The organism is Synechocystis sp. FACHB-908 (genome assembly GCF_014698595.1).
In the GTDB taxonomy this organism is placed as follows: Bacteria; Cyanobacteriota; Cyanobacteriia; order Cyanobacteriales; family Microcystaceae; genus Synechocystis.
The window spans coordinates 107,414-126,524 of sequence record NZ_JACJTH010000027.1; the positions used below are offsets into that span (position 1 = coordinate 107,414).

General features: G+C 48.4%; 22 protein-coding genes and 2 tRNA genes. 13 read left to right on the top strand and 11 right to left on the bottom strand.

Features of this window, described 5'->3' with window-relative positions:
* The first annotated feature begins 106 nt into the window (after nt 1–106).
* Nucleotides 107–907, top strand: a complete 801-nt coding sequence (locus tag H6G46_RS09670; RefSeq protein WP_010874063.1) for an ABC transporter ATP-binding protein — start codon at nt 107–109, stop codon at nt 905–907.
* 23 nt (nt 908–930) lie between these two features.
* On the opposite strand, the gene H6G46_RS09675 is transcribed toward H6G46_RS09670, so the two are convergent.
* Nucleotides 931–1,383, bottom strand: a complete 453-nt coding sequence (locus tag H6G46_RS09675; RefSeq protein WP_010874064.1) for a TM2 domain-containing protein — start codon at nt 1,381–1,383, stop codon at nt 931–933.
* 26 nt (nt 1,384–1,409) lie between these two features.
* Nucleotides 1,410–2,231, bottom strand: coding sequence for a DUF3598 family protein (locus H6G46_RS09680; RefSeq protein WP_020861968.1), 822 nt, complete (start codon nt 2,229–2,231; stop codon nt 1,410–1,412).
* A 182-nt stretch (nt 2,232–2,413) separates the two neighbouring features.
* Here H6G46_RS09680 and H6G46_RS09685 point away from each other — a divergent pair, with 182 nt between their 5' ends.
* Complete coding sequence (locus H6G46_RS09685; RefSeq protein WP_010874066.1) at nt 2,414–3,358, top strand: aldo/keto reductase; 945 nt, start codon at nt 2,414–2,416, stop codon at nt 3,356–3,358.
* Nucleotides 3,359–3,502: 144 nt separating this feature from the next.
* Here H6G46_RS09685 and H6G46_RS09690 read toward each other — a convergent pair whose 3' ends face one another.
* Together H6G46_RS09690 and asnS are read right to left on the bottom strand one after the other, a co-directional pair.
* Nucleotides 3,503–4,684 (bottom strand): LptF/LptG family permease, encoded by a 1,182-nt coding sequence (locus tag H6G46_RS09690; RefSeq protein ID WP_041425860.1) that lies wholly within the window; start codon nt 4,682–4,684, stop codon nt 3,503–3,505.
* Nucleotides 4,685–4,727: 43 nt separating this feature from the next.
* Nucleotides 4,728–6,116, bottom strand: a complete 1,389-nt coding sequence (gene asnS / locus H6G46_RS09695; protein ID WP_010874068.1) for an asparagine--tRNA ligase — start codon at nt 6,114–6,116, stop codon at nt 4,728–4,730.
* A 30-nt stretch (nt 6,117–6,146) separates the two neighbouring features.
* Here asnS and H6G46_RS18660 point away from each other — a divergent pair, with 30 nt between their 5' ends.
* The 3 genes from H6G46_RS18660 to H6G46_RS09705 all read left to right on the top strand — a co-directional run bounded on the left by H6G46_RS18660 (nt 6,147) and on the right by H6G46_RS09705 (nt 6,470).
* Entirely contained in the window at nt 6,147–6,278 is a 132-nt protein-coding gene (locus H6G46_RS18660) for a hypothetical protein (RefSeq protein ID WP_255345222.1), read from the top strand.
* A 30-nt stretch (nt 6,279–6,308) separates the two neighbouring features.
* Nucleotides 6,309–6,390 (top strand) — tRNA-Tyr (locus H6G46_RS09700).
* Between the two features lie 8 nt (nt 6,391–6,398).
* Nucleotides 6,399–6,470 (top strand) — tRNA-Thr (locus H6G46_RS09705).
* Nucleotides 6,471–6,680: 210 nt separating this feature from the next.
* Here the strand turns inward: H6G46_RS09705 and H6G46_RS09710 are convergent.
* The 4 genes from H6G46_RS09710 to purE all read right to left on the bottom strand — a co-directional run bounded on the left by H6G46_RS09710 (nt 6,681) and on the right by purE (nt 10,161).
* Nucleotides 6,681–7,661 (bottom strand): hypothetical protein, encoded by a 981-nt coding sequence (locus H6G46_RS09710; protein WP_020861966.1) that lies wholly within the window; start codon nt 7,659–7,661, stop codon nt 6,681–6,683.
* Between the two features lie 218 nt (nt 7,662–7,879).
* The gene (locus tag H6G46_RS09715; protein ID WP_010874070.1) at nt 7,880–8,566 is read right to left on the bottom strand and encodes a TrkA family potassium uptake protein; all 687 of its coding nucleotides are present in this window, start codon (nt 8,564–8,566) and stop codon (nt 7,880–7,882) included.
* A 25-nt stretch (nt 8,567–8,591) separates the two neighbouring features.
* Nucleotides 8,592–9,518 (bottom strand): ornithine carbamoyltransferase, encoded by a 927-nt coding sequence (gene argF / locus H6G46_RS09720; RefSeq protein WP_010874071.1) that lies wholly within the window; start codon nt 9,516–9,518, stop codon nt 8,592–8,594.
* Between the two features lie 112 nt (nt 9,519–9,630).
* Nucleotides 9,631–10,161 carry a 5-(carboxyamino)imidazole ribonucleotide mutase gene (gene purE / locus H6G46_RS09725; RefSeq protein WP_010874072.1) on the bottom strand — a complete coding sequence of 177 codons (531 nt, stop codon included), beginning with the start codon at nt 10,159–10,161 and terminating at the stop codon, nt 9,631–9,633.
* A 100-nt stretch (nt 10,162–10,261) separates the two neighbouring features.
* On the opposite strand from purE, the gene H6G46_RS09730 reads away from it, so the two are divergent.
* The 7 genes from H6G46_RS09730 (at nt 10,262) to H6G46_RS09760 (ending at nt 15,432) form a co-directional block, all read left to right on the top strand.
* Entirely contained in the window at nt 10,262–10,627 is a 366-nt protein-coding gene (locus H6G46_RS09730; RefSeq protein WP_010874073.1) for a single-stranded DNA-binding protein, read from the top strand.
* Nucleotides 10,628–10,714: 87 nt separating this feature from the next.
* Complete coding sequence (locus H6G46_RS09735; protein ID WP_041425863.1) at nt 10,715–10,945, top strand: hypothetical protein; 231 nt, start codon at nt 10,715–10,717, stop codon at nt 10,943–10,945.
* An 18-nt stretch (nt 10,946–10,963) separates the two neighbouring features.
* Entirely contained in the window at nt 10,964–11,842 is an 879-nt protein-coding gene (locus H6G46_RS09740; RefSeq protein ID WP_010874074.1) for a 4-hydroxybenzoate solanesyltransferase, read from the top strand.
* A 189-nt stretch (nt 11,843–12,031) separates the two neighbouring features.
* Entirely contained in the window at nt 12,032–13,090 is a 1,059-nt protein-coding gene (psbD, locus tag H6G46_RS09745; protein WP_010872429.1) for a photosystem II D2 protein (photosystem q(a) protein), read from the top strand.
* A 124-nt stretch (nt 13,091–13,214) separates the two neighbouring features.
* Nucleotides 13,215–13,802, top strand: a complete 588-nt coding sequence (locus tag H6G46_RS09750; RefSeq protein ID WP_010874075.1) for a ParA family protein — start codon at nt 13,215–13,217, stop codon at nt 13,800–13,802.
* A gap of 18 nt (nt 13,803–13,820) precedes the next feature.
* Nucleotides 13,821–15,131, top strand: a complete 1,311-nt coding sequence (locus tag H6G46_RS09755) for an ATP-binding protein (RefSeq protein WP_010874076.1) — start codon at nt 13,821–13,823, stop codon at nt 15,129–15,131.
* Between the two features lie 22 nt (nt 15,132–15,153).
* Nucleotides 15,154–15,432: a TMEM165/GDT1 family protein gene (locus tag H6G46_RS09760; RefSeq protein WP_010874077.1), complete on the top strand. Its 279-nt coding sequence runs from the start codon at nt 15,154–15,156 to the stop codon at nt 15,430–15,432.
* Here H6G46_RS09760 and hisG read toward each other — a convergent pair.
* Entirely contained in the window at nt 15,429–16,061 is a 633-nt protein-coding gene (hisG, locus tag H6G46_RS09765) for an ATP phosphoribosyltransferase (protein ID WP_010874078.1), read from the bottom strand. The genes H6G46_RS09760 and hisG overlap by 4 nt on opposite strands.
* 6 nt (nt 16,062–16,067) lie before the next feature.
* On the bottom strand, nt 16,068–17,438 hold the full coding sequence (glmU, locus tag H6G46_RS09770) for a bifunctional UDP-N-acetylglucosamine diphosphorylase/glucosamine-1-phosphate N-acetyltransferase GlmU (protein WP_010874079.1): 1,371 nt from the start codon (nt 17,436–17,438) through the stop codon (nt 16,068–16,070).
* A gap of 242 nt (nt 17,439–17,680) precedes the next feature.
* Here glmU and H6G46_RS09775 point away from each other — a divergent pair, with 242 nt between their 5' ends.
* Nucleotides 17,681–17,932 carry a DUF4327 family protein gene (locus H6G46_RS09775; protein WP_010874080.1) on the top strand — a complete coding sequence of 84 codons (252 nt, stop codon included), beginning with the start codon at nt 17,681–17,683 and terminating at the stop codon, nt 17,930–17,932.
* 65 nt (nt 17,933–17,997) lie between these two features.
* Here the strand turns inward: H6G46_RS09775 and rsgA are convergent, their stop codons facing one another.
* Entirely contained in the window at nt 17,998–19,107 is a 1,110-nt protein-coding gene (gene rsgA / locus H6G46_RS09780) for a small ribosomal subunit biogenesis GTPase RsgA (protein WP_010874081.1), read from the bottom strand.
* Nucleotides 19,108–19,111: the final 4 nt, after the last annotated feature.

The following is a 19,111-nucleotide window of genomic DNA, read 5'->3' on the forward strand; positions in this document are numbered from 1 at the left end:
CCTGTTACTGGGCAGTCCCCCAGGAAAATTCTAGAACATCAAAGTCGTTATGATGATAAACACAACTAATATTCTTGTTGTTTGCCGTTCGCTCTAGATAGCTCCCATGCTTGATTCAAACTCGTTAGTGATTTACTCCCCGGACAGCAAAGGCGATCGCCAGGATTCCCACCCTAGTGATGCACTACTACGCCTAGAGGGAGTATCAAAAATTTATGGGGCAGGGCCAACGGAGGTCAGGGCCTTGGCCGATGTTAGTTTGGCGATCGAACGGGGGAGTTACTGCGCCATTATGGGGGCTTCCGGATCGGGGAAATCCACCATGATGAATATTATTGGTTGCCTAGACCGTCCTACCCTGGGGCACTATTTTCTTGACGGGGAAGATGTATCCGGTTTGAGTGCCGATCAGTTGGCCAAAATTCGTAACCGCAAAATTGGCTTTGTTTTTCAGCAATTTTACCTGTTGCCCCAGATGAGCGCCCTGGAAAATGTCATGTTGCCAATGATCTATGCGGGCATACCAGCGGAAACCAGGAAGGAAAAGGCCATTGCCGCCTTGGTTAGAGTTGGTCTGAGTCAACGGTTACATAACCGTCCCAATCAATTGTCCGGGGGACAGCAACAACGGGTGGCGATCGCCAGGGCCATTGTCAACGAGCCGCTGTTGCTGCTGGCCGACGAACCCACTGGAGCATTGGATTCCCACACCACCGAGGAAGTGTTAGCCATTTTTGAACAGCTCCATAGCACGGGCATTACCATTGTGGTGGTCACCCACGAAGCTGATGTGGCTAGCCATGGAGAACGAATCATTTCTTTCCAGGACGGCCAAATTCTCCGGGATCAGATGATTAAAACCATTCCCCACGGGATAGAAGAATTTCGTAACAAAGAGTTGGGATAATCTGGACTTCTAGCCCACACTGGCTAAATTGGTCGGTACACCACTGCATAGTCCCCTTCCCGGTTATCCGGCAATAGGAACCCCTTACGACAAAGAACATCAATGGTTTCTTTCACCTTTTGGGGATCTTCGCCAGTGGCCACAATACATTCACTGACTGTCGCGCCGATCGCCTTGGCGGCACAGGTTTTAATAATCAGCACATCCAGCCGTTCTGTGGTGTTAACTGGCGGGGGCGTAACTATCGGAGTAGGAGGGGAGGCTAGGTAATGTTTGTGGTTGTAGATGGCATTGAACTTTCTCTCATCCATGGTGCCAAGGATAATCACATCAATAAACCCCAATATTGTGGGAATACCTGTCCAAGAAAAGATGAGATAGGCTATGCCCGCAAATATATGGCCTAGATAAAATTTATGTAGTCCAAAACTGCCAAACAAAAGGGCAAAAATTAGGGCAACAAAGCGATTTTTCATAGCGGCTGGTGAAAGGAAACCGGCACCTACTGACGATGCTCAACAACAAAAGCGGAATGGGTCCAAGCCCCCCTATTGTCATAGTAACGGATCAGCCTTTGTCGTTCGTTGGGGCGCACCAACCAGCCCACTTCCCCCGAAAAGGGTTGTCCCAATTGCAGGCGATCGGGGGTGCAAGAAGAAGCGCCGTCTGGTAGTAGTAAAACCTTGCTGGGGTTGGGGCCAAGAAAATGAATCTGATCGCCCATCACTTTCCCTTGCATCACTGAAGTTTGTCCTTGCACAGTCACCCGTTGTTCCACGGAATCCCCCGTTTGACTCAGGCTAATTTCCATAGTGCTCAGTTCCGGTTCTCGCCAGTCGGGGTAGCCAGTATAAACCTGGCATTGCCAAGTGCCCAATAGTTGCTCCACCTTTAATGCTGGTCTTTCCTGGGCATCACTCCCCCGGCGAAATTCTCGGATAAACGTCAGGCTAGCTAAGCTTAATCCTTTGTCATACAATTGCACGAATCTCATACGGCGATCGCCATCCACAAAGCCAAATTCCGCCCCAAACTCACTGAAGGGAGCCAACTGCCATGGCCCTTTGGAAAAAGCACCGGTGCCAAAGAAAATGATTTGTCGCCCTAGGGAACGGTAATCCTGGCTATAGTCCTGAGTGGGAGGGTCTTGGTAATCGGGATTATCGTAGCGCCGCAGGCGAAACTTGACTAACTTGTCATCATCCAATCCTTCCAGGGTGAGTATGGAAGGAGTATTGCTCAATATTTCTCCTTGGGGAGATAAGCGGGTAAAACTGCCCTGCCATTCCCCTAAATTTTTGAGAAAGTTTTCCCAGTTAGCCATGGTCATTTGCCCTTGTGATTGGTTCCGCTGTTTTCGAACGATCAATTAAACAATTAAAATCATTCTCCCATTTCCCCATCCTCTCCCCTCTGTGGGCAAGCTTTTCCAGAAATACTGGTTTATCATCGGGGAAAATATGGCTCAGTTTTGCGAGCTAGTTCTAGATTTCTTTCAACCCCCCCATGGAAACTATTCGCCTTGGCCCCAACGGCCCCTCCATTGCTCCCCTGGGTTTGGGTACTTGGTCCTGGGGAGACACCCTGTTTTGGGCCTACGGTAAGGACTTTGGCCCGCAAGAAGTAGAGGGGGCTTTTCATGCTTCCCTGGAGGCCGGAGTTACCTTAATTGACACTGCTGAAATTTATGGTTTTGGGGAATCAGAGCGCCTCATTGGCCGTTTTTGCCGAGAAAAAACCCAAAAAGTGGAAATTGCGACTAAATACTTTCCCTTGCCATGGCGTTGGCAGCGTTCTGACATCACTAAAGCTTTAACTGCCAGTCTGGAACGTTTGCAAATGGACACCATTTGTTTGTATCAAATCCATTGGCCCCTAGAATTTTGGCTCAAAACACCGGATTTCATGGCCGTGTTGGCCGCCGAGGTCAAAAAGGGTCGTATCCAGGCCGTAGGAGTTAGTAACTATTCCGCCCAGCAAATGGCGATCGCCCACGAATGTTTAGCAGCCCAAGGCATTCCCCTCGCTAGCAATCAAGTTCCCTATTCTTTGCTCAACCGGGAGATTGAAAGCAACGGTATTTTGACCCAGGCCCGCCAGCTCAACGTCACTATTTTGGCCTATAGTCCCCTAGCTCAGGGGCTACTCACCGGCAAATATCGCCCCGAAAATTCTCCCAGTCTCCAGGGTGCCCGCCGTCTTGACCCCCGTTTTAGTACCAAAGGATTGCGAAAATTAGCTCCCTTACTTACCCTCTTGGATACCCTGGCAGATAAACATGACAAAACCCCTGCCCAAATTGCCCTCAATTGGCTCATAGCCCAAGGAAATGTTATTCCCATTCCGGGGGCAAAAAATGCTTCCCAAGCTCAACAGAATGCCGGAGCCTTGGGGTGGCAGTTAAACCCAGAGGAAATTGAACAATTGCGAAGTGCTGCCCAAGGTATTTAACAGGTATTTAAAAATGTGTTGGCAAACCAAGTCTTGACCTTTCTTTTTATTCCCTTAACTGTTCCTATTAGACACCAGAAAGCCCTGAAAATTCAACTCAATCCCCCTCAAAACTACTGGCTTAGAAGATTTTTAGAGTAAACTTCAACCCTGGTTAAACTCATATAACAGCCAAATTCCCACTCCCAAACCGACAAAATTCGGCAGCCAGGCAGCCAAAGTGGGAGAAATTAACCCAACAATGCCTAAGCTACCACTGAAAAATCCCAGTATGTAGTAGGCAAAAATAATCACAATGGTTAAACCAAAGCCCGTGGCCCGACTTATCCTTTGGGGCCTAGCTCCGATCGCCGAACCCACCACCGCAAATACAATGCAAACAAAGGGAAAAGCTAATTTTTGTTCCGTCCTAACCTGAAAAAATTGAGTTTTCTTTTCATCGCCAATTAACTTCAAAATTTTGATATAGTCCTGGGCTTCGGCAATGGTCATTTCGTAGGGATCTCGTCCCTGGCGAGCAAAATCAAAGGCCGATTGGGGTAAAGCAATCTGTTTATTGGTGAAGGGAACCGCCTCTTGATAATCCTCGGTTTCCGTCAAGCGATACACAGTACCATGGAAGAAATCCCAGCGTTTATTGTCATTATTCCAAGTGGCATTATCGGAAAGCACAATATGTTTAAGATGGTTTTCTGTCCATTGCAATACTGTTAAGTTTTGCATTTCTTTGCCGTCAAATTTTTCTGCATAAACTAAACTTTTTAACCGCCGTGCCGTTTGACCATTATCGAGCTTAATTTCTTCAAATTCAGGGTAAAAAACATCCCGATTTTGCCAAAAAGGATGCTCCTCATCGATGGATTCAATGAGGATACTGGTAGCTCGATAGTTAGCCACCGGCACTACCCATTCAGTCAACACAAAGGCCCAGCCCGTTACCAGCAGACTCAATACCACCGCCGGCAGGATCAGACGGTACAAACTTACGCCACAACTACGAATGGCAATGATTTCACAATCTCCACTAAGGCGACCAAAGGTCATCATCGTAGCTAGCATCACCGCCACAGGTAAAGAGTAAGCGAGGAACTCCGGAACTTTAAGCAGTAGTACTTCTGCCGCCTTGGCCACTGGGAGATTCTTTTCAACAATTTTGTTGCCTAAATCGGACAAATTACCGATCGCCAGCCCTAAACTGGCCACCACCCCGACGCTAAATAAAAATGGGGGAATCAGTTGCCTGGCCACATAGCGGTCCATGAGGGAAATGCGAGGCAAAGAATGGGGCCACTGCCCCAAGCTGGTCAAGGTTTTAGACAAGAACATCACAGATTTTCAAGCTTTTCAATGACTAAAATTCCTCAAATCTTTAAAATTCTGCATTCATGGGAGTGCGGGGAAAAGGAATCACATCCCGAATATTAGCCATGCCGGTCATGAACTGGACAATGCGCTCAAAGCCCAGACCAAATCCTGCATGGGGTACAGAACCATAACGACGTAGGTCAAGATACCACCATAGATCTTCTTCTGGGACCCCTTGTTCCTGCATTCGTTGAGTTAATATATCTAGTCGTTCTTCCCGTTGGGAACCGCCGATAATTTCACCAATTTTGGGGGCTAAAATGTCCATAGCAGCGACGGTTTTGCCATCATCATTTAAGCGCATATAGAAAGCTTTAATATCTTTAGGATAATCCGTCACAATAGTTGGTCTTTTGAACACGGTTTCTGCTAAATAGCGCTCATGTTCCGACTGTAAATCTACTCCCCAGGCAACGGGATATTCAAACTTTTGATCCGCCTTTTCCAGTAATTTAATTGCTTCGCTGTAGGTCAACCAAGCAAATTCATTATTAATAATATTGTCCGCGGTGGCTAACACTGTATTGTCAATGCGTTGGTCAAAGAATTCCATATCCTCTGGGCATTTTTCCAGCACAAATTTAAAAATGTACTTCAGAAATTCCTCTGCCCATTGGCGATCGCCTTCTAGGTCACAAAAGGCCATTTCTGGTTCCACCATCCAAAATTCCGCCAGGTGCCGGGACGTATTGGAATTTTCCGCCCGAAAAGTGGGACCAAAAGTGTAAACATTCTGAAACGCTAGGGCCATCACCTCCGCTTCCAGTTGGCCACTCACCGTTAGATAGGCCTGTTTACCAAAAAAGTCCTGACTGTAATCAATGCCCTCGCCATTTTTGGGCACCCTTTGTAAATCCAATGTGGTGACCTTGAACAAATCCCCTGCCCCTTCACAATCACTGGCGGTAATGATCGGGGTGTGGACCCAGAGGAAACCCCTTTCCTGGAAAAATTGGTGAATGGCGGTGGCACAAGCGTTACGCACCCTCATAACTGCACCGATGGTATTGGTGCGGGGGCGCAGGTGGCCAATGGTCCGCAAAAATTCAAAGCTGTGACGTTTTTTCTGGAGGGGATAACTGCCAGGGTCTGCTCCCCCCAACAATTCGAGTTTGGTTGCTTTTAACTCCACCCGTTGTCCTTTTCCCGGCGAAGGGGCCAATTTTCCCTCCACCACCAGCGCTGCCCCTGTCTGTAATTGGGATAATAGGCGATCGTAATCCGCTAAACTTCCATCCAGCACCACTTGGAGGTTAGCCAAACTAGAGCCATCATTAACTTCTACAAAACTAAAATCCTTGAGGGTTCGTTTAGTGCGTAACCATCCCTGAACCATTACTTGGTCATCGGCCTGACCGTGGCGGAGAACTTCAATAATGCGGCGTTTGTTCATAAACCCCAAAGAACTAGAGAGAGAGGGACAGTGGGTGCCACTATTAAACCACGGCACCGAGCCAATCCTAGGGTAACCAATCCCGACACAGGAAGCGATTCCCAGCAAACCAGACAAAAATCTGACCAACCCAGAAAAAAATATTTTGACCATCAACAATAAGGTGTTATGATGGCTAATCGTGAAAGCAATGGGTCGATGCCCGAGTGGTTAATGGGGGCGGACTGTAAATCCGCTGGCTATGCCTACGCTGGTTCAAATCCAGCTCGGCCCATCCCTTTTGCCCTTGTAGCTCAGTGGTAGAGCACACCCTTGGTAAGGGTGAGGTCACGAGTTCAATCCTCGTCAAGGGCTTTCTAAACTCGACTATCAAGTCTGTTCGATGGCTAAACGGCGATCGGCGATCGTTTAGTTATCACTATTGGTTTTCACTGTGGGTTGCCATTATCGTACTGGGGTCTAATAATCAGATGAAATTTCCCCATTCCACTCGGCTTGCCCAAGAGGGAGAGTTTCGATAGAGTAAAATACTCCCATAGTTTTATCGGAACTACAGGTTTAATATTAATTAACTTTGATCATTAAAGTAAAGAAAACTTGTTGGCTATTGTAGTCCGCAAAAGATGGAATATAAACTATTCGTAAATTGACTGGAATATCAAAGTCAGTTTGTAGGAAGGGCAACATAAAAGGAAGCACCGGACTGCCCGATAATTCTTGGAGTTGGGTTGTATGGAGCAATCCAATGGCAGAGCCCACCTGAATGGGACTGGCAAAAATATTTCTTCTTAAACTAAGACCAACGTAGCCCGCTGGATAGCCAAAATCAGAATCTCTAAAAATATTAAACTCTAAACTAACGATGGAATCTTGGACTAGGTGATTGAAAAAACCATAATTAGGATTGATAATTTCAAAATCGTAGGCAGCTCCAGCCCCCATAGGAAAATTATTAACATCCGGTTCTGTGTAGTCTATATGCCAAGAAAAAGGAGAAAGAGCTAAATATTTGTCAGTTAAATTCCACCAGTTTACAGGAGAGTCAATGATTGTTTCATTATGATCCAAGTCATGGAGAATATTCTGCTCATTCGTCTGCTGATAACCTTGTGAAGCAAGACTTAGTTCTAGATTTGAGTGAGGGCTTTCATTTGATACAACAAGATAATCTTCTTTTATTAATATAGGTGAAATGAAAGAGCTTAATGTTAGGGATGAATTGGAGCTTAATTCAAAATTAGTTTCAAGATGAATGATTTTTTCTTCATATTCTAAATTGCTCGGATCGATTAGAGTATTTTCCTGGATTAACACCGGTTTTGAATGTTGATTAATAGGTAGATTGCTTACAGTCACTGGAATATCTTGATCTGAAGAGTTATTTTCTTCAAGATCTATTTCCTGTGCATGTATTAAGTTATTTGAAAATAACAAAAGAATTAATTGCAGCAAAATAGCTCTTGCTACCATTTTTACGTTAGTAACAAAAAAAATGTTATCCTCCCATTGATTGAAGTTATAGCCAAGAAAAAATAAAATCTTCAAAGCTGCGATTAAATAACTGAAAGTTCACCAGTAAAATGATGATTTCTCGCTAAGTCTTATTACTAAAAATCTACTAATATCGGCGAGATTTTTCCAATTCTTCTAACTCGAAAATAGAAAATTGCATAGGCATCTATAGATTTCATGAGTTTCTAATTTAATTTTTTATTTATTCTCAGTTGAAAGAAATTTGTCATCGCAAAAGCAATACCTAAAAACTAAACTAGGCGGCCGATGTCTTCGTTAGAACCTAGGAGGACTAGAATCATCCCCCGGTGTAATCGTTCCTGAGGAGGGGGGTTAATTTTAAATTTTTCTTCATGGCCCACTGCCAGAACACTGACGCCATGGTTTTTGCGCAGTTGCAGTTCGGCCAAGGTTTTATCACAAAATTCTTCGGGGACGAGAATTTCTACAATGCTGTTGTTGGGATCTAACTTAAACCGGTCAACGATCGCCGGGGTGGTGAGAGTATAGGCTAAATCTTGGCCGGCTTTGTGCTCGGGAAAAATAATTAAATCAACCCCCAGGCGCTTGAGGATTTTTTCGTGGGTGTCGGAAGAAACCTTAGCTACAACCGATTTTACGCCCCCTTCCTTGAGGTTAAGACAGGTAATGATACTTTCTTTGAGGTAATTACCAATCGCCACAATCACCGTTTCAATCTCAAAAATGCCAGCCTCCCGTAGGGCCGTATCATCGGTGGAATCGAGACTAATGGCGTTACCCACCACCCGATCCGCCAACACTTCCGCCACCAGTTTGGGATCTTGGTCAATGCCCAACACCTCATAGCCATTGACATGGAGAGTTTCGCACACTGCCCGACCAAACCGACCCAGGCCAATCACCGCAAATTGCCGTTTTTCCTGGCGAATTAAACTGAGAAAATGACTAGTTTTCATTAATTTTCTTCTGAATTGAGCGGCATTAAACTAAACCCAAAAGGGCCACCATGAGGGCTTTTTGGGCGTGCATGCGATTTTCCGCTTGGTCCCACAGTCGGGATTGCGGGCCTTCCATAACAGCGTCAGTAATTTCTTCCCCCCGGTGAGCCGGCAGACAGTGGAGCACAATGGCTTCGGGATCGGCCAAGGCAAGGAGTTCTTGGTTAATCTGGTAGGGCTGGAAAATGGGAATGCGACTGTCGGCTAAATCTTCCTGGCCCATGCTGGCCCACACATCGGTGTAGAGGATATGACTTCCCTGGGCGGCGGCTTTGGGATCGTCGGTTAGTTCCACTTTTCCCCCTGGAGCCGCAATTTGTTGGGCTTGTTGAACAATTTCTGCCAAGGGTTCATAGTTCTTCGGGGTAGCCACCCGCACCGTCATGCCCATCATTACCCCACCGAGAATGAGGGAATGGGCGACATTGTTGCCGTCCCCTAGATAAGTCACCGTTAAGCCTTCCAATTTGCCGAAACATTCCTTGATGGTTTGTAAATCGGCCAAAATTTGGCAGGGATGCTCCAAGTCGCTCAGGGCATTGATGATGGGCATTTTGGCATGGTCAGCAAAGGTTTGCAGATCTGTCTGTTTGAAAGTCCGCACCGCCAGGATATCAATGTAGCGGTCTAATACCCTAGCGGTATCCTGAATCGGCTCTCCCCGACCCACTTGGGTCACGCTGGGGTTTAAATCCAATACCTGCCCTCCCAGTTGATACATGGCCGCGGTGAAGGAAACCCTGGTACGGGTGGAGGCTTTGTAAAACAGTAAACCGAGAATTTTCCGACAGTGGGGCTTGAGCACACCGGATTTAAGATCCGCCGCCAACTGCAAGAGTGATTTCATCTCTTCGATGGTCAAATCGGCGATCGCCAATAGATCCCTGCCCGCCAACGCCTTAATGCCCATAGCCGTTATCCCCGATTGTCCAATGTGGTGGTCGAATTAACATCGATCGAATTAAGCCCCATTTTGCCATACTCGGTTAATGGTCTTGGGGGGATGGCAGTGATGTCAGAAATCACTGATTTTGCTGGTCCAGATAGGCCCTGTAGCCCAGTCGCTCCAACTCCGCTTGTTTGTCCAAAACCATGGTTTCTAGACTTTGGCGATATTGCTGTACTTTTTCCAACAGCACGGGATTATGGCTAGCCAGTATTTGCACCGCCAATAACCCCGCATTTTTGGCATTACCGATCGCCACGGTAGCTACAGGTATTCCCCCCGGCATTTGCACAATGGAATAGAGGGAATCCACTCCCTGTAAGGTTTTAGTCTGCACCGGCACACCGATGACTGGTAAAGGGGTCAGGGCCGCCACCATGCCCGGTAAATGGGCCGCTCCCCCAGCCCCGGCAATAATTATCCGCAAGCCCCGCTGGTGGGCAGTTTGGGCATACTCCACCATTCTTTCCGGGGTGCGATGGGCAGAGATAATGGCCACCTCCGTTGGTACGGCAAATTCTTCACAGACGGCGATCGCCGCTGCCATGGTGGGGAGATCGGAATCGCTTCCCATGATGATGCCGACCAGGGGAGAGGGGGAAGTCATAAATTAAATTGAGATGACGAAGATGGAGGTTTGACTTTAAACTGAGGCTAACCGCTAATAGCGTATCGGAAAATCTTCAAGATCCCAAGGAAAGATTTTTATGTCAGTGAACAGCATCCATTTGGTGGGAAGGGCCGGCCGTGACCCTGAAGTTAAATATTTTGAGTCCGGTAATGTAGTTTGTAACTTCACCCTGGCGGTGAATCGACGCACAAGCAAAAAGGATGAACCCCCCGATTGGTTTGACCTGGAAATTTGGGGTAAAACTGCTGAAATAGCCGGTAACTACGTCAAAAAAGGCAGTTTGATTGGTATCCAAGGATCGTTAAAGTTTGACCATTGGGAAGACCGGAACTCCGGTACTCCTCGTTCCAAGCCAGTGATCCGGGTCAATAATTTGGATTTACTCGGCTCTAAGCGGGACAACGCCGAAGCCACCATGAATAATTACCCCGAAGAGTTCTAATCATCGGCCCCATTCACCCCATTGGTAAACTACGGCGATCGCCATTGCTAGCCGAATTTTTCCATCCCTTACCCATGCCAGAACCCCATGGAAGTCTTTGACCCCACTCCTCCCCCTTGGGTTGAGGATACTGTTCATGCCAGGGGTTTTTGTTGTCCCCAATGCCAAGCTGGCCCCCGTCAGGCCCTCCGGGCTTGGATCAATCGGCGATCGCCAGTGTTGGGGGATGATCGACGGCGCAAATGGCAGGAATTTTACCAGTGTGAATGTGGTCAGGGTTGGTGGGCCTGGAGCAGTGACCGCCCCCCTTCCCCCTAGTAGTCCTTTAATTTTTCTATGGTTGCCCAAACCCCATCTTCCCCGCCCCTCTGGTTAACAATCATTTACCTGTTGCGCTGGCATAAACCCGCCGGCCGACTGATTTTAATGATTCCGGCGCTGTGGGCAGTGTGTTTAGCGGCCCAAGGTCTACCACCCCTACCCCTACTAGGCACCATTGCTTTGGGAACTTTGGCCACCAGTGGTTTAGGCTGTGTGGTCAATGACCTATGGGACCGGGATATTGATCCCCAGGTAGAGCGCACTAAGCAACGGCCTCTGGCGGCCCGGGCTCTCTCGGTGCAAGTGGGCATTGGAGTGGCGTTAGTAGCCCTACTGTGTGCGGCGGGGCTAGCCTTTTACCTCACTCCCCTCAGTTTCTGGCTTTGTGTGGCGGCGGTGCCGGTCATTGTTGCTTACCCTGGTGCGAAAAGGGTTTTCCCTGTACCCCAGTTAGTACTGTCAATTGCTTGGGGTTTTGCTGTGCTAATTAGTTGGAGTGCAGTCACGGGGGATTTGACCGATGCCACCTGGGTGCTGTGGGGGGCCACCGTGTTTTGGACCCTCGGTTTTGACACTGTTTACGCCATGGCGGATCGAGAAGATGACCGCCGCATTGGGGTTAACTCCAGTGCCCTGTTTTTTGGCCAGTACGTCGGGGAAGCGGTGGGGATATTTTTCGCCCTCACCATTGGCTGTTTATTTTATTTGGGCATGATTCTAATGCTCAATCCCCTCTATTGGCTCAGCTTGGCGATCGCCATTGTGGGTTGGGTGATCCAATACATCCAACTCAGTGCCCCCACGCCGGAACCGAAACTATACGGTCAAATTTTTGGACAAAACGTCATCATTGGCTTTGTGTTACTAGCTGGAATGTTACTGGGCTGGCTTTGACATGTAACTATGCTCCAATCCCTTTCGCACTGGCAGATTCCCAGAATTTCCTTTACAATGGATAACATTAAGAAAAATTAAGATTTCCCGGTTCTTTCTCATTTTTGTCCCAACAACGGGCAAAACCATGGGTCGGCGATCGGGAGAGAAAATTTTCCTTCGTAATTATTATTTTGGAGATTTTGCGCCATGACCATTGCAGTCGGACGCGCCCCAGTCGAAAGAGGATGGTTTGATGTCCTCGACGATTGGCTAAAGCGTGATCGTTTCGTATTTATCGGTTGGTCTGGTTTGCTACTCTTCCCCTGCGCCTTCATGGCCCTGGGGGGATGGTTAACCGGCACCACCTTCGTTACTTCCTGGTACACCCACGGTCTAGCCAGTTCCTACCTGGAAGGGGCTAACTTTTTGACCGTGGCGGTCTCTTCCCCCGCCGATGCCTTCGGCCATTCCCTCCTGTTCCTGTGGGGACCGGAAGCTCAAGGTAACCTGACCCGCTGGTTCCAAATTGGTGGTTTGTGGCCCTTCGTTGCCCTCCACGGTGCCTTTGGATTGATTGGCTTCATGCTGCGTCAGTTCGAAATTTCCCGTCTGGTAGGCATTCGTCCCTACAACGCCATCGCTTTCTCTGGTCCCATTGCGGTATTTGTCAGCGTCTTTCTGATGTACCCCTTGGGTCAATCGAGTTGGTTCTTTGCTCCCAGCTTTGGGGTAGCGGGAATCTTCCGGTTTATTTTGTTCCTACAAGGTTTCCACAACTGGACCCTGAACCCCTTCCACATGATGGGAGTAGCCGGTATTCTCGGTGGTGCCCTACTGTGTGCCATCCACGGTGCCACGGTGGAAAACACCCTGTTTGAAGACGGTGAAGATTCCAACACCTTCCGGGCGTTTGAACCTACCCAAGCGGAAGAAACCTACTCCATGGTGACTGCCAACCGTTTCTGGTCTCAGATTTTCGGTATTGCTTTCTCCAACAAACGGTGGCTGCACTTCTTCATGTTGTTCGTTCCCGTAACTGGTTTGTGGATGAGTTCTGTGGGTATCGTCGGTTTGGCGTTGAACCTACGGGCTTATGACTTCGTTTCCCAGGAACTGCGGGCTGCTGAAGATCCGGAATTTGAAACGTTTTATACGAAAAACATTTTGTTGAACGAAGGGATGCGCGCCTGGATGGCTCCCCAAGATCAACCCCATGAAAACTTTATCTTCCCTGAGGAAGTACTGCCCCGGGGTAATGCTCTCTAAAGGTTTTGCAAAACAGTTATCACTCGAAGAAATGACTAAAAAACAAAACTAATTGAGCAAAACATCATCAATTAGCTAAAGTTGGGAGAGTGTTACAGCTCTCCTTTTTCTTTTGCCCTAGCCGATGATTATTGCCATCACTGCCCTCAAAGGGGGCGTTGGGAAAACCACCACCGCTGTCCACCTGGCAGCCTATCTGCAACAAAAGGATCAAACATTGCTGATTGATGCGGACCGTAACCGTTCGGCATTAATCTGGGCGAGGGAAGAAAAATTACCCTTCTACGTTGCTTCCCAAGCGGGCTCCACCGCATTAATCCGTAAGTATCCCCACATTGTGGTGGACACTAGAGCCATGCCAGAGTTGGATGAATTTCGGGATTTGGCAGAGGGGAGCGATTTATTGATTATTCCCACCACTCCCAACCATTTGGATTTAGATGCCACTTTAAAGGCGGCGGAGCAATTGGCCTCCCTCAAGGTTAACTACAAAATTTTGTTAACCAAGGTAGATGCCCGTACCCGTAGTGGTCGCGAAGCAAGGCAATTATTACAGGCGGAAAATTTACCTCTGTTCACAACGGAAATTCCCCTATTGGTGGCCTTTGAGCGGGCTTCCCAGTCGGGGGTAATTATTCGAGATTACGTTGATCCCCGTTCCCATTTGGCCTGGGGGCGCTATAAGGCGGTGGGCCGGGAAATTTTACCCTAGACTTTGGCACAATATTTGATGACGGTTCCCTACCCTACTCCCCTACTAGCTACATCCAGCAAAGCTTTGTACCATCAGGTTTCCAGCCTGTTACTGTATCAAGGTATTTTCGACAATCCCATTGGGGAAGCTTTTTTAGATTTGTTGCGCTGTTTGCACCACAATGGCACGAATCAAAAGCCGGAAGCTACGGTTTGTTTGCAAGCCTATGGGGTGTGGTTTCGCCATTTGGCCGAGGCGGGTCAGAGTTGGCAGGACTTTTTACTCGATCGCCTGTTGGAGGATGAGAATCCATTTAGTGTGCGGGTGCAAAGGGAAGAATTGGCCCAATTACCAACCAGTTTGCAGGATGCGGCTCGCCATGACCTGAATTTGATCCAAATGGTGTATCAATGCCCACCGGAACAGATTTTGCAGTGGGTAATCATTGCTTCCCAAACTCCAGTGGCGTTAAAGGCTTGGCAAGTGCCCAACCAACTAGAGTTTCCTGCAGAAGGCGGCCAAAACTGGGGCGAAAATTTGGCTTATCTGGTGGCCCATTATCGACAAAAAGGCGTGGGAGCCGTGGCCCATTACCGGGCTTTTCGTTGGCGGGGGAAAAACTTACAGGGGGTACCCCAAATCGATGGCGTTCGATTGGCAGACTTGGTGGGCTACGATGATCCCCAAAAGATCCTCTGTCAAAATACGCAATGCCTTTTGCAGGGACTGCCGGCGCTGAATGTGTTGCTCTATGGCAGTCGAGGCAGTGGTAAATCTTCTTTGGTGAAAGCCTTGGTTAATCAGTACGGCGATCGGGGTTTGCGCCTAGTGGAAGTATCTCCCCGGGATTTGATTACCCTGCCTTTATTGGTGGGAAAACTACGTACCTATCCTCAGAAATTTATCATTTTTGTTGATGACCTCTCCTTTGAAGAGGAGGATGAGCGTTTTAAAAGTTTAAAGGTTGTCTTAGAAGGGGATTTGGTCGCCCGCCCCGCTAATGTGGTCATTTATGCCACCAGTAACCGCCGTCATTTAATTCGCGAATTTTTTGGCGATCGCCCTTCGCCCCAGGATGCTGACGAAGTACAGGCTTGGGACACGGTGCAGGAAAAATTATCCTTTAGTGACCGTTTTGGTTTAACCCTAACTTTTCCGCCGGCTAACCAGGACACGTATTTGATGATAGTACACCACTTGGCTAAACAGGCGCAGATTAATTTATCGGAAACGGAGTTAGATTTCCGGGCTAAACAATGGGCCACCAGGCATAATGGGCGATCAGGCCGCACAGCGAGGCAATTTGTGGATTATTTAATCGGCGAGCAGGGTTTGACTTCCCCTTAACATTTTTCGTTTTAACATCACTATGGATTGGCAACTGTTTGGTCTAAGTTTCATCACCGTTTTTCTAGCGGAAATTGGCGACAAAAGCCAGTTGGCGGCGATCGCCTTGGGGGGAAGTGCCAAATCTCCCCGGGCCGTATTTTTCGGTTCCGTGACGGCATTAATTTTAGCCAGTTTCCTTGGGGTTTTGGCTGGGGGCAGTTTAGCTCAATTTTTGCCGACTAAATTACTCAAAGCATTGGCCGCCTTGGGGTTTACCATCATGGCCCTGCGTTTACTTTGGCCTAACCAAGAAGATTAGATCACCGATCGCAATTTTTCCACCCAGTCCAGCAGGCGATCGCCATTAACCCGGTAACTGAGGGGATGGGCAATGAGGCGGGCGCTACTGTCGAACAAAACTTCGATTTCCATCAAGCCATTCTCTTGGAGAGTGCGACCAGTGGAAACTAAATCCACAATGGCTTCCGACATGCCCGTAATGGGCCCCAACTCCACCGAGCCATAAAGGGGAATAATTTCCACCGGCAAATCCAAACGTCGGAAATGCTCCAGGGCACAATGGACAAACTTAGAAGCCACCCGACCATGGGGCGGTAAATCCACCGATCGCCGATAGGGACTGGCCTGGGGCACGGCCACCGAAAGACGACAGCCACCAAAATTTAAATCCGCCAACTGGGCCACCGCTGGTTTCTTTTCCCGCAGAATGTCGTAGCCCACAATGCCCAACTGGGCCTGGCCATATTCCACATACACCGGCACATCCCAGGCCCTCACCAGTAAAGCCTTAGCCCGATGGGTGGGGTCCAGAATTTGTAACTGACGGTTTTTCGGTTCGAGGAAAGCAGAAAAATCTAGGCCAATTTGCTGAAAACGGTCAATACTATCCCGCAACAACGAGCCTTTCGGTAAAGCAATGGTGAGCATAACAATTTAAGGTTGACCCGACTGCGGGGCTGGGGGCACTTGCCAATTATCAATAATACGTTGCCGTGGCCTGGCGATCGCCAAAGATCCTGCGGGCACATCCCGATTGATCACCGACCCCGCCGCCACCGTTACCCCTTCCCCCACCTGCACTGGGGCCACAAACACACTATTGGCACCGGTTTTAGTGCCACTACCAATTACGGTTGCATGCTTGCTCACCCCGTCATAATTAGCCGTAATGGTACCGGCCCCCACATTGACCCGCTGTCCCAGCATCGCGTCCCCCAGGTAACTTAAATGGGCCACATTAGATTGGGCACCAATGACAGATTTTTTCACTTCGACAAAATTGCCAATGCGACAGTTGGCTTGAATATCCGCCTCCCCTCGAACGTGGCTATAGGGTCCAAGGCGACAACCGTCCCCAATCTGACTTTGGCTAACCACGGAAAATAGAACTGATGCATCAGATCCGACAATACTATCCTCGATCAGACTACCGGGGCCAATGCGACTACCCCGACCAATCACAGTTTTACCCCGCAGGTGAGTGTTGGGTTCAATGATCACATCCGCTTCTAGTACTACTGTGTCGTCAATAGTGATGCTATCGGGGTTGATCAAAGTAATGCCCTGGGCCATCCAGTCATCCTTGATGCGATTTTGCAAAATATCATTGGCCGCCGCCAACTGTTTGCGGTCATTGATGCCGTTAATTTCTAAATAATCGTCCACATCCACCGCCATCACCTGGTCCAGGTAGTCCACTACTTCCGTTAGGTAATATTCCTTTTGATCATTGTTGGCTGATAATTTAGGCAAAGCGGCCGCTAATCGAGGCCAGTGGAAGCAATAAATACCGCCATTGACTCGATGGTTTTGCCGTTGGGCCGCATTACAATCCCGGTCCTCGACAATTTGCGTAACCCGATTATCCCCGTTGCAAAATACCCGGCCGTAACCCTTCGGATCTGGCAAATGGGCTGTGAGCAGGGTGGCCGCATTGCCATGGCGTTGGTGGGTAGCAAGCAAATTTTCCAAGGTTTCTGACCGGAGCAGAGGGGCATCCCCATTCAACACCAACAAATCCCCCTGGTAATCCTGGAGGCAAGGCAGTAACTGCTGAATAGCGTGGCCAGTCCCCAACTGTTCCCTTTGCTCAACAAATTCCACGTCCGATCGCCCGGCCAAAGAAGATTCCACGGCGGCGGCCTGGTAGCCCACAATCAATATCTGTCTTTCCGGGGCCAGGGGACGGCAACTTTGTAATACCCTTTCCACCAAACTGTAGCCCCCCAATTGGTGGAGCACCTTGGGTAAATCTGATTTCATGCGGGTGCCTTTCCCCGCCGCTAATACTGCAACCGCCACCATAATGGTTTTCTGTCCTGATCGTCGCCATTGAGTATATCGTGATTGGGGCAAGGCAAATTCAGGGGGAAAACTACCAGCCAGTCACCGTTGGCAAAACCTTAACAAAAAGTTTAGAGTTGCCCAAAGTCTAGAAAATTAAGTATTTATACGGAAGTGCAAAGAATTGTAATCGATAATACAGCAAAGCCCCCCTTTGTTTGTATTTGGGGTTAGGTTATAGTTGTGTATGAGTTTCAACTTTGGTGGCTTTTATGAGTACTGCAACTTTAACACCCCTTCCTTCCTCCGGTTACGACATTAATATGCTCAAGGATGAGGCTCGCTTGTTAGTGGAGCAGGGCACAGTAAGTCGTCACCAGCCCATTTATGTCCTCTGTCAGTATATTCCTGCCCGGGAATGGGTCTGTGTGGAATGTGAATTGGAAAGGAATGACTATTTACTGCGGGATCAGATTGGTGACTTGATGTCCTGTGAATATTGGGAAAATGATTAACTGATTAGTTTTGGTTATAACTTTTAACTTAGTTATTTCGTTTGTTCTAAGTCTAACGTTCCGGTCTATTCCCAGTCCTCCTGTAAATTATCTAAATCCGTTTGCTCACAAAAACTTTGGAGTTCTTGATGCTCCTGACGACGGGAATGACGGCGATATTTTTTAGTTTCTAATTTTGGTTCATCGTACTCCTGGCCATCACTGCCGGTTTTAGTTTTCAAGCCTGTGTCCGTTTCCCTAGAATTTTCCGGGTTTTGCTGGGCCAAAACTTCCTCCAGAAAGGTTAGGTAATGTTCGTACCTTTCCCAATCCTGCCCCACTGCACAGTCCGGTTCTCCCCGGTGCAAACAGTCTTTAAAAAAACATTCCTGCCCTGTTAACTGTTGTCGGGCTTCGGGAAAAAGATGAATTAGTTGGGCCGGTTCAACGGCCAGGTCTGGTTGGTTGAAGCCTGGAGTATCGGCTAGTAGCCCCCCGTGGGGAAGGTCAAATAGTTCCACATGGCGAGTGGTGTGGCGCCCTTTTCGCAGTTTGCCCGACACATTTTTGACCTGTTGTTCTACCCCTGGCACCAGCAGGTTGATCAGACTGGATTTGCCCACTCCGGAGGGGCCGGCCATTAAGCTAATGCGGCTCCTTAGTTTTTCCTGTAATTTTTCCACGCCCCAGCGATTTTCCACGCTGATAATGATCGGTGCGTAACCCCAGGCCGCCAGGCGATCGCCCCAGAATTTAACATCGGTTTCCTGCACCAAATCCTGTTTATTGAAGCAAAGGCTAATTTCCAGTCCCGTGGCTTCTGCTTGCACCAAAAATCGACTTAACTGCCATTCTTCCAGGGGAGGATCGGTGAGGGCAAAAACTAAACAAATTTGTTCGGCATTGGCCACCGGTGGCCGCTCCAACACAGTGCGGCGGGGATAAACTTTGGCGATCGCCCCTAGATCCCCCTCGGCCACCATGGGCACTGGTGCAGTATTGCTACGACCATGCAACAACAAAGAAGGAGGTAATTCCACCCGGACTTGATCCCCCACCATGACCTTTTGCCCCACTTTTTTCAGACGGGTACGGCGGGTGCAGAGTAGTGGTTGAGACGTCACATTCCGTAGCCGCACCCAATAGTAGTTAGCTTGAACGGCAATAACCGTACCTTCATCCGTAGCTTTGGTCATTGGT

What these genes read in the sequence shown, in the direction of transcription:
- H6G46_RS09760 (WP_010874077.1), top strand. Translation starts at nt 15,154, where the DNA reads ATGGATTGGCAACTGTTTGGTCTAAGTTTCATCACCGTTTTTCTAGCG.
- H6G46_RS09690 (WP_041425860.1), bottom strand. Translation starts at nt 4,684, where the DNA reads ATGTTCTTGTCTAAAACCTTGACCAGCTTGGGGCAGTGGCCCCATTCT.
- H6G46_RS09675 (WP_010874064.1), bottom strand. Translation starts at nt 1,383, where the DNA reads ATGAAAAATCGCTTTGTTGCCCTAATTTTTGCCCTTTTGTTTGGCAGT.
- H6G46_RS09740 (WP_010874074.1), top strand. Translation starts at nt 10,964, where the DNA reads ATGGTTGCCCAAACCCCATCTTCCCCGCCCCTCTGGTTAACAATCATT.
- H6G46_RS09670 (WP_010874063.1), top strand. Translation starts at nt 107, where the DNA reads ATGCTTGATTCAAACTCGTTAGTGATTTACTCCCCGGACAGCAAAGGC.
- psbD (WP_010872429.1), top strand. Translation starts at nt 12,032, where the DNA reads ATGACCATTGCAGTCGGACGCGCCCCAGTCGAAAGAGGATGGTTTGAT.
- H6G46_RS09680 (WP_020861968.1), bottom strand. Translation starts at nt 2,231, where the DNA reads ATGGCTAACTGGGAAAACTTTCTCAAAAATTTAGGGGAATGGCAGGGC.
- H6G46_RS09715 (WP_010874070.1), bottom strand. Translation starts at nt 8,566, where the DNA reads ATGAAAACTAGTCATTTTCTCAGTTTAATTCGCCAGGAAAAACGGCAA.
- asnS (WP_010874068.1), bottom strand. Translation starts at nt 6,116, where the DNA reads ATGAACAAACGCCGCATTATTGAAGTTCTCCGCCACGGTCAGGCCGAT.
- hisG (WP_010874078.1), bottom strand. Translation starts at nt 16,061, where the DNA reads ATGCTCACCATTGCTTTACCGAAAGGCTCGTTGTTGCGGGATAGTATT.
- H6G46_RS09730 (WP_010874073.1), top strand. Translation starts at nt 10,262, where the DNA reads ATGTCAGTGAACAGCATCCATTTGGTGGGAAGGGCCGGCCGTGACCCT.
- argF (WP_010874071.1), bottom strand. Translation starts at nt 9,518, where the DNA reads ATGGGCATTAAGGCGTTGGCGGGCAGGGATCTATTGGCGATCGCCGAT.
- H6G46_RS09685 (WP_010874066.1), top strand. Translation starts at nt 2,414, where the DNA reads ATGGAAACTATTCGCCTTGGCCCCAACGGCCCCTCCATTGCTCCCCTG.
- purE (WP_010874072.1), bottom strand. Translation starts at nt 10,161, where the DNA reads ATGACTTCCCCCTCTCCCCTGGTCGGCATCATCATGGGAAGCGATTCC.
- H6G46_RS09755 (WP_010874076.1), top strand. Translation starts at nt 13,821, where the DNA reads ATGACGGTTCCCTACCCTACTCCCCTACTAGCTACATCCAGCAAAGCT.
- rsgA (WP_010874081.1), bottom strand. Translation starts at nt 19,107, where the DNA reads ATGACCAAAGCTACGGATGAAGGTACGGTTATTGCCGTTCAAGCTAAC.
- glmU (WP_010874079.1), bottom strand. Translation starts at nt 17,438, where the DNA reads ATGGTGGCGGTTGCAGTATTAGCGGCGGGGAAAGGCACCCGCATGAAA.
- H6G46_RS09735 (WP_041425863.1), top strand. Translation starts at nt 10,715, where the DNA reads ATGGAAGTCTTTGACCCCACTCCTCCCCCTTGGGTTGAGGATACTGTT.
- H6G46_RS09750 (WP_010874075.1), top strand. Translation starts at nt 13,215, where the DNA reads ATGATTATTGCCATCACTGCCCTCAAAGGGGGCGTTGGGAAAACCACC.